Origin of the sequence: Sodalis sp. (in: enterobacteria) (assembly GCF_047607725.1) — a bacterium.
Classification (GTDB): domain Bacteria; phylum Pseudomonadota; class Gammaproteobacteria; order Enterobacterales; family Enterobacteriaceae; genus JBLKSS01.
In genome coordinates, this window is sequence record NZ_JBLKSS010000174.1 from 1 (window position 1) to 8,262 (window position 8,262).

Sequence of the window (8,262 nt, forward strand, 5' to 3'; positions counted from 1 at the left end):
ACGTTTACTTAGACCCAAATATCGAGGTGAACTCAACGATTTCCATCTATACGGATGGATCAAAGAATGGGCAAGGGACAGGTGTGGGGGTGTTCTCCGCAGACCTGGACCTCAAATATTACTGTGCACTAGGCAAATATATATCACAAACTTCAGAACCACTAATTTCATATCACTCAAACCAGGATGGAAATAAAAGTTATTAAAATCAATACAATGTGAAAATGCAATGAGCATAAGCGTGTAACGTAGGTTTACTGTCTGATACAACAAACCCACCAATAATTCAAGACGTCCTCCACGGGGCGCTTACTCCAGCTCCGCCGTCTGTATCAGCGTCGGCGGCAATCCCCGTAGTTTTTCGGTGCCGGCGCGCAGCGGCGAAGCGTAGGCTTCCTGACGCTGTTTACTTTCGGGCGCATAGACCTGCCAGAACCATTTCATCATATTGCGGGTCAGGAAATGGCCGCTCTGATAAGTCTGATACGAGGGCATATCGAAATTGGCGTCGGTGACCGGCCAGAGCTACGCCTTGAAACGGATGTGCGGCGCGCCCTTCTCCTTTGCCATCATCGCCACCACCGTCGCCATATTACCGCCGGCGCTGTTGCCGACGACCGCCAGACGCGCACCGTCCACTCCAATATCGCCGCCGTGTTCCGCCACCCAGCACGTTGCGGCATAGGCCTGATTAACGGCCACGGGGTAGTGTGCTTCCGGTGACGGACTATAGTTGACGAACACCGCCGCGGCGCCGGACGCATTGACCAAATCCCACACCAGCCGCTCATGGGTGGGAAAATCTCCCAGGATCCAACCGCCGCCGTGAAAGAACATAAGTACCGGCAAGGGCTTGTCGCCGGCCCCGTCAGGTTTGACAATGTTCAGCGTGAGCGGCTTGCCGTCCACCTGGATGGTCTGCTCGCTGACCTCGGCCGGCGGCAATTTGGCCCCGGCCTGGGCATCGCTCAGTACCTTACGCGTTTCAGGTACCGGCAGCTGTTCAATAGGTTTGCCGCCGGCGCGGCTAAGTACGGTTAAAAACGCCTGCACTTGACTCTGTGCCGGCGCGGGCTGCGCGGCGGTGGCGGCGTTAATGCCTAAGGCCAGCAGCGAAGCGGAAAACAGGATGCTAATCGGTTTTGTCATTTCAATTCTCCTTTCTGACGTTGGTGTTGCGGGGTGATAAAGGTTACGAATAATAAAATATCTAGCTATTAAATAGTTAGATATTTATGTGTCGACATTGGTTTCAGCGTCCCGAGCAGCATTACCTAGACGGATAGGCTACTTTTGATGCAAGACTAGTATAATGAGCAATTAAATAGCAGGATATTTAATTACTTTTTCCTATGAAATGAAGCTTCACCATATCGGCGTCTTGACCAGCGAAAGGGGAACGGGGCACAGCGCCGCGCCGTTTGCGGCGGCCAACTTTAACCTGAATGCACGGGCGTATTAGCAGCGTGCCTTTGACAGCGGCGCGACAGGCCATGCGGCGACGGGCGTTGATAAAGACGACAGTAAGGCAAATGAAGAAGGGAAAGTGGTGGGTCGTGCAGGATTCGAACCTGCGACCAATTGATTAAAAGTCAACTGCTCTACCAACTGAGCTAACGACCCACTTAAAGACGTCAGAATTGGTGGGTGATGACGGGATCGAACCGCCGACCCCCTCCTTGTAAGGGAGGTGCTCTCCCAGCTGAGCTAATCACCCCCGCTGTGTGGAGTCGCATTATAGGGAACCGCCGTAATGAGTCAACGATTTTTCCAGTGAATTTGCGTGTTCGTATTAAATTTAGCCATCCCGGGCGGTTTTGCGCCGGGCTGAGTGAAAAAACCGCCCGGATAAGGACAGGCGTTGAGGATTCGGCCCTAAGTGGTAGACTATTTCCCACTTTTTATTATGGGCCGGAAGCGCCGTTTCGGCTCTTCGCCATGCGTAATGAAGGCAATGTAGCTGATGAAAATTAAAACTCGTTTTGCGCCCAGCCCCACGGGCTATTTGCATGTTGGTGGTGCGCGTACCGCGCTCTATTCGTGGCTGTTCGCCCGCAATCTGGGCGGCGAATTCGTGCTGCGCATTGAGGACACCGATCTTGAGCGCTCAGCGCAGCCGGCAATTGAGGCCATTATGGACGGTATGAACTGGCTCAACCTGGACTGGAACGAAGGCCCCTATTTTCAGACTAAACGATTCGACCGTTACAACACGGTCATTGACGACATGCTGTCCCATGGCACCGTTTATAAATGCTATTGCTCCAAAGAGCGGCTGGAGACGTTGCGTGAAGCGCAGATGGCCCGCAGCGAGAAACCGCGTTACGACGGACGCTGCCGCGACAGCCACCATCATCACGCCGCTGATGAACCCTGCGTGGTGCGTTTTAGCAATCCGCAGGACGGCTCGGTGGTCTTTAACGATCTTATCCGCGGGCCTATCGAGTTCAGCAACCAGGAGCTGGATGATCTGATAATCCGCCGCACCGACGGATCGCCCACCTATAATTTCTGCGTGGTGGTGGACGATTACGATATGGCGATAACCCACGTCATCCGCGGTGAGGACCATATCAATAATACGCCGCGGCAGATCAATATCCTGAAGGCCCTGGGCGCGCCGGTGCCGGATTATGCCCATGTCTCGATGATCCTGGGCGATGACGGCAAGAAGCTTTCCAAACGCCACGGCGCGGTGGGGGTCATGCAATACCGCGATGACGGTTTTCTGCCGGAAGCGCTGCTGAACTATCTGGTGCGCCTGGGGTGGTCCCATGGCGATCAGGAAATTTTCAGCGTCGACGAAATGAAGCGGTTATTTAGCCTTGGCGCGGTAAGCAAATCCACCAGCGCGTTCAACACCGAAAAACTGCTGTGGCTTAATCACCATTACATTAATCATCTCCCGGCCGACTACGTTGCAACGCATCTGGTCTGGCATATTGAGCAGCAGGGAATCGATACCCGTACCGGGCCCCAATTGGCGGAGCTGGTGAAACTGCTGGGCGAGCGCTGCAAAACTCTGAAGGAGATGGCGGCCAGCTGCCGCTATTTCTACGAAGATTTCAGCGAATTTGATGTCGACGCGGCCAAGAAGCATTTGCGTCCGGTGGCGGCCCCGGCGCTGCAGGCGGTGCGCGCCAAGCTGGCGGCGTTCGACGAATGGACGCCGGCCTCGGTGCATGCGGCCATTGAACAAACGGCCGAGGAACTGCAGGTGGGCATGGGCAAAGTCGGTATGCCGCTGCGCGTTGCGGTAACCGGCGCCGGCCAGTCCCCGGCCCTTGATGTCACCGTGCATGCGATAGGCCAGTCGCGGTCTCTGGCGCGCATCGATTTGGCGCTGAACTTTATCGCCCAGCGGGCGCAATAAAGGGCCCGTCAGCGCTGATTTGACGGCTTTTTCAACGTTTGACCCGTTTGGCGAATTTAGCCGTTGACAGAGTTTGTTGGAATTCATATCATGCGCCCCGTCCACCAGAGACGACATCATGTGTACGGGGCTATAGCTCAGCTGGGAGAGCGCTTGCATGGCATGCAAGAGGTCAGCGGTTCGATCCCGCTTAGCTCCACCAATAAAAAAAACCGGCTAAGGCCGGTTTTTTTACGTCTGTACAGGGCGAATGCATGGGAAAAACGGGCCAGCCTGGCTGTCCCGTCCCGACCCTCAGGCCGGAGAGCATGTAATGCGGCAGGCGCGGCGTTAAATCACCAGGCCGGCGATGGCGGCCGACAGCACGCTGACCAGCGTGGAGCCATAGACCAGTTTCAGGCCGTAGCGGGAGACCACGTTGCCCTGATGCTCGTTCAGGCCATTGATTGCACCGGCGACAATGCCTATCGAAGAAAAGTTGGCAAACGAAACCAAGAACACCGAAAGAATTCCCACCGAGCGTGGCGATAATTCCCCGGCGACTTTCTGCAAATCGATCATGGCCACGAATTCATTCGACACCAATTTGGTGGCCATTATGCTGCCCACCTGAAGCGCTTCGTGCGCGGGCACGCCCATCACCCAGGCAAACGGGAAGAAAATATAACCGAGGATGTCCTGGAAGCTTATGCCGAACAACAGACTAAACAGCGCGTTAACGGCGGAGATCAGCGCGATAAACCCGATAAGCATCGCCGCGACGATAATCGCCACTTTAAAACCGGCGAGAATATACTCGCCCAGCATTTCAAAGAAACTTTGTCCTTCATGCAGATGGCTCATTTGCAAATCTTCATCTTTCTCTACCCGGTAGGGATTGAGCAAAGACAGAACGATAAAGGTGCTAAACATATTCAGCACCAGCGCCGCCACGACATATTTGGGCGCCAGCATGGTCATATAAGCGCCGACGATGGACATGGACACCGTCGACATCGCCGTGGCGGCCATGGTGTACATGCGCCGTTCGGACATTTTGTCGAGGATATCCTTATAGGCGATAAAGTTTTCCGACTGGCCGAGGATCAGTGAACTCACTGCGTTGAACGATTCCAGTTTGCCCATGCCGTTAATCTTCGACAGCACGGTACCGATGATGCGGATAACGAAGGGCAGCACGCGGATATGCTGCAGGATGCCGATAAGCGCCGAGATGAATACAATCGGGCAAAGGACGTTCAGGAAGAAGAACGCCAGGCCCTGTTTATTCATATTGCCGAACACGAAACCGGTACCTTCGGCGGCAAAACCCAGCAATTTATCGAACAGGGTGGAGAAGCACTGCACGAAGCCCAGACCAATTTGGGAATTGAGGAAAAAGTAGGCGAGTAAAATTTCAATCGCCAGCAGCTGGATAATAAAACGCACGCGAATGCTTTTACGATCGCGGCTAACCAACATTGCCAGGATCGCCACTACGGCGAGTGCCAGGACAAAGTGCAAAATGCGGGACATAGTTGCTCCAAAAATGAGGCAGGCAGAATTCGCCGCTCATTCTATGTAACTGGGCAGATAAAAACGAGTTATAAGTTGCAAATATAGCAAAATCCTCTTTCTTTCCTGCGCGGCTATCCTCCACACTCGAAATTTTATGCATTTTGTTAATTATTAGGATCGAAAGGTTAAGATCTATGCTAGGCTGAAACATAGCCTATGCTATACTTTTAGCGTCAAGGTGAAACGACGTTAAGCCCGGGCCGTCCGACCGTGGGACGTGCTGTGCATTAATGGCTGCTATCGCAGAGATAAGCAGAATCGCTATAAATGCATTTGATAATCATTATCATTTGTATATTCTCATAAACATATTAGTTGATAAGGGTTATTGCTATGGTGGACAGCCGTGCTGCGGATAACGCCAATCGCGCAGCGAAAAAAGTGAAGCTTTCCCTCCTCGGACCGGCTTTTATCGCCGCGATTGGTTATATCGATCCCGGTAATTTCGCCACCAATATCCAAGCCGGCGCCAGTTTTGGCTACCGGCTGCTGTGGGTAGTGGTATGGGCCAATATCATGGCGATGCTTATTCAGCTTTTGTCCGCCAAATTGGGTATCGCCACCGGCAAGAACTTGGCTGAACATATCCGCGATCGCTTTCCTCGTCCCGCGGTCTGGGCCTATTGGGTGCAGGCGGAAATTATCGCGATGGCGACCGACCTGGCGGAATTTATTGGCGCCGCCATCGGCTTTAAAATGCTGCTGGGGGTAACGCTGCTACAGGGCGCGATAATTACCGGCATTGTCACCTTTTTGATCTTAATGCTGCAAAATCGCGGGCAAAAACCGCTGGAAGTCGTGATAGGCGGCCTGCTGCTATTTGTCGCCGCCGCCTATATCGCCGAGTTGTTTTATTCCCGTCCGGTGTTAAGCAAATTGGGCGCCGGCATGCTATGGCCGACGCTGCCCAACGGCGAAGCGGTATTCCTGGCCGCCGGCGTGTTGGGCGCAACCATCATGCCGCACGTCATTTATTTGCACTCCTCGCTGACCCAGAACAGTCGCGTGGGCAGCCGCGCCGAACGATACTCTTCCACTAAACTGGATGTGGCCATCGCCATGACTATCGCCGGGTTCGTCAATCTGGCGATGATGGCGACCGCGGCGGCGGCGTTCCATTTCAGCGGTCATACCGGTATCGCCGATTTGGATGAAGCCTACTTAACCCTGTCACCGTTGCTCAACCATACCGCCGCTACGGTGTTCGGTTTGAGTCTGGTCGCGGCGGGGCTGTCCTCCACGGTGGTAGGAACGATGGCCGGCCAGGTAGTGATGCAAGGGTTTGTGCATTTCCATATTCCGCTATTGGTGCGGCGAGTGATAACCATGCTGCCTTCATTCGTGGTCATCCTGCTGGGGCTTGATCCGACGCGCATCCTAGTGATGAGCCAGGTGTTGCTCAGCTTTGGCATCGCGCTGGCGCTCGTGCCGCTGCTGGTCTTCACCGGCAACCACCAGCTGATGAACGAATTGGTTAATAGGCCGCTCATTAACACCCTGGGCTGGCTTATCGTGGCGGTGGTCGTCACGCTGAATATCTACCTGCTGATCGGCACCGCCATGGGGCATTAGATCAGGCCAGGATGGCCTCGATCTCGGCCAGCTCCCGCTCGCTAAATTGCCGGTTGGACAACATGGCGACCGCATCGTCAATTTGCGCGGTTTTGCTGGCGCCAATCAGCACTGACGTTACCCGATCGCCCCGCAGCACCTACGCCAGCGCCATTTGCGCCAATTTTTGCCCTCGGGCGGCGGCCATCGCGTTGAGGCGGCGAACTTTCGCCATCTTCTCTTCGGTCAACTGCGCGCCGGAGAGAAAGACGCTCTGGCTGGCGGCGCGCGAGTCTTCTGGGATACCGTTAATATACCGATCGGTCAGTACCCCGCCCGCCAGCGGCGAAAAGGCGATTGCGCCGACGCCGTGGCGGGCCAGACTGGATAATAATTGCGGTTCCACCCAGCGCTCGAACATCGAATATTTCGGCTGATGGATAAGGCAGGGCGTGCCCAGTTCACGCAAGAGATCGAATGCCCGCTCCGCCCGCGGCGCCGGGTAATTCGACAGACCGATATACAGCGCCTTGCCCTGGCGCACCAGCAGATCCAGCGCCGTCATGGTTTTCTCCAGGGGCGTGTCCGGATCCGGCCGGTGATGATAGAAAATATCCACATAGTCCAGCCCCAGGCGCCGCAAACTCTGGTTCAGGCTAGCCACCAGATATTTCTTCGATCCCCCATCACCATAAGGCCCCTGCCACATGGTGTAGCCCGTCTTGGTGGAGATAATCAATTCATCGCGGTAGGGCGTAAAGTCCTCGCGCAGCAGCCGGCCAAAGTTTTCCTCCGCCTATCCCGGCGGCGGACCATAATTATTAGCGAGATCGAAATGGGTAATGCCCCTATCGAAGGCGTGACGCAGCATTTGGCGGCTGGTGTCCAACAATGTCGCATCGCCAAAATTGTTCCAAAGCCCCAGCGAGACCGCCGGCAGCTTCAGTCCACTGTTGCCACAGCGGTGATATTCCATCGTTTCGTAACGGGACGGGCTGGCCTGATATACCATAGAGATTCCTTACTGTTCGCCAAAATGAGAAAAAAGGCGTCAGAATGACGTGGGCTAACGGTGCGCCAGACGGTATCTTTATTGAGCGCCGGGAATAACACAAAACTTATCCACACGGGCACCCTATAAAGCCTGGGTACTCCTCACCATGGCGACGCACGCCAAAGGAAATCGGATGAAAACATTTGGATTGCTAGGCGGCATGAGTTGGGAATCCACCGTGCCGTATTATCGGTTAATCAATCAGGGCGTCAGCGAGCGCCTGGGCGGATTGCACTCCGCCTCCCTGGTACTGGCGAACGTGGATTTTGCCGACATTGCCCGCATGCAGTCCGCGGGCGCCTGGCAAGAGGCGGGAGGTACTGGCCGAGCGCGCGCAAGCGCTGCGCCAGGCCGGCGCCCAGGGCATCGTTCTTTGCACCAATACCATGCATAAAGTGGCAGATCATATCGCGCAGCGCTGTCCGCTGCCGCTGCTGCACATTGCTGATGCCACCGCCGCCCACATCCATCGCGCGGAGGTACGGCGGGTCGGTTTGCTCGTAAGCGTACGCCCAGCGCCGTATTGACAGTTATTCAGCAGGGATGGTGAGGTTCCACGGCAGGAGCTCTTTGATTTTGTTGATGTGATGATCCGCGATAATCGCCAGCACATGGCGTAGATACGCTTCCGGCTCCACGCCGTTCAGTTTGCAACTGCCGATCAGCGTATACATCAGCGCCGCCCGGTCGCCGCCGCTATCCGAACCGAAGAACAGATAGTTCTTGC

Annotated in this window: 4 protein-coding genes, 3 tRNA genes and 3 pseudogenes; 4 read left to right on the forward strand and 6 right to left on the reverse strand. The window is 55.1% G+C overall.

Annotated elements, in window-relative coordinates; all coding sequences use genetic code 11:
* Positions 1-312 precede the first annotated feature (312 nt).
* The 3 genes and pseudogenes from ACMX3H_RS14980 to ACMX3H_RS14990 all read right to left on the reverse strand — a co-directional run.
* A pseudogene (locus ACMX3H_RS14980) lies at positions 313-1,149 on the reverse strand (alpha/beta hydrolase fold domain-containing protein); the annotation flags it as partial.
* Positions 1,150-1,547: 398 nt separating this feature from the next.
* Positions 1,548-1,623, reverse strand: a tRNA-Lys gene (locus ACMX3H_RS14985).
* Between the two features lie 18 nt (positions 1,624-1,641).
* Positions 1,642-1,717, reverse strand: a tRNA-Val gene (locus ACMX3H_RS14990).
* 246 nt (positions 1,718-1,963) lie between these two features.
* Between ACMX3H_RS14990 and gltX the strand changes: the two genes are divergently transcribed.
* Positions 1,964-3,373 (forward strand): glutamate--tRNA ligase, encoded by a 1,410-nt coding sequence (gltX, locus tag ACMX3H_RS14995; RefSeq protein WP_415211407.1) that lies wholly within the window; start codon positions 1,964-1,966, stop codon positions 3,371-3,373.
* A gap of 126 nt (positions 3,374-3,499) precedes the next feature.
* Positions 3,500-3,575 (forward strand) — tRNA-Ala (locus ACMX3H_RS15000).
* Between the two features lie 128 nt (positions 3,576-3,703).
* Here ACMX3H_RS15000 and ACMX3H_RS15005 read toward each other — a convergent pair.
* Positions 3,704-4,888, reverse strand: coding sequence for a NupC/NupG family nucleoside CNT transporter (locus ACMX3H_RS15005; protein WP_415211408.1), 1,185 nt, complete (start codon positions 4,886-4,888; stop codon positions 3,704-3,706).
* Positions 4,889-5,263: 375 nt separating this feature from the next.
* Between ACMX3H_RS15005 and ACMX3H_RS15010 the strand changes: the two genes are divergently transcribed.
* Positions 5,264-6,502, forward strand: a complete 1,239-nt coding sequence (locus ACMX3H_RS15010; protein ID WP_415211409.1) for an Nramp family divalent metal transporter — start codon at positions 5,264-5,266, stop codon at positions 6,500-6,502.
* A gap of 1 nt (position 6,503) precedes the next feature.
* Here the strand turns inward: ACMX3H_RS15010 and mgrA are convergent.
* A pseudogene (gene mgrA / locus ACMX3H_RS15015) lies at positions 6,504-7,493 on the reverse strand (L-glyceraldehyde 3-phosphate reductase).
* 175 nt (positions 7,494-7,668) lie between these two features.
* Here mgrA and ACMX3H_RS15020 point away from each other — a divergent pair.
* Positions 7,669-8,035: pseudogene (locus ACMX3H_RS15020) on the forward strand (amino acid racemase); the annotation flags it as partial.
* A 30-nt stretch (positions 8,036-8,065) separates the two neighbouring features.
* On the opposite strand, the gene ACMX3H_RS15025 reads toward ACMX3H_RS15020, so the two are convergent.
* A partial coding sequence (locus ACMX3H_RS15025; RefSeq protein ID WP_415211410.1) for a transposase domain-containing protein occupies positions 8,066-8,262 on the reverse strand: 197 nt, incomplete at its 5' end.

Bases quoted from the DNA above. Each gene is read 5' to 3' on its own strand.
- ACMX3H_RS15005 (WP_415211408.1), bottom strand. From the start codon at position 4,888: ATGTCCCGCATTTTGCACTTTGTCCTGGCACTCGCCGTAGTGGCGATC.
- ACMX3H_RS15010 (WP_415211409.1), top strand. From the start codon at position 5,264: ATGGTGGACAGCCGTGCTGCGGATAACGCCAATCGCGCAGCGAAAAAA.
- gltX (WP_415211407.1), top strand. From the start codon at position 1,964: ATGAAAATTAAAACTCGTTTTGCGCCCAGCCCCACGGGCTATTTGCAT.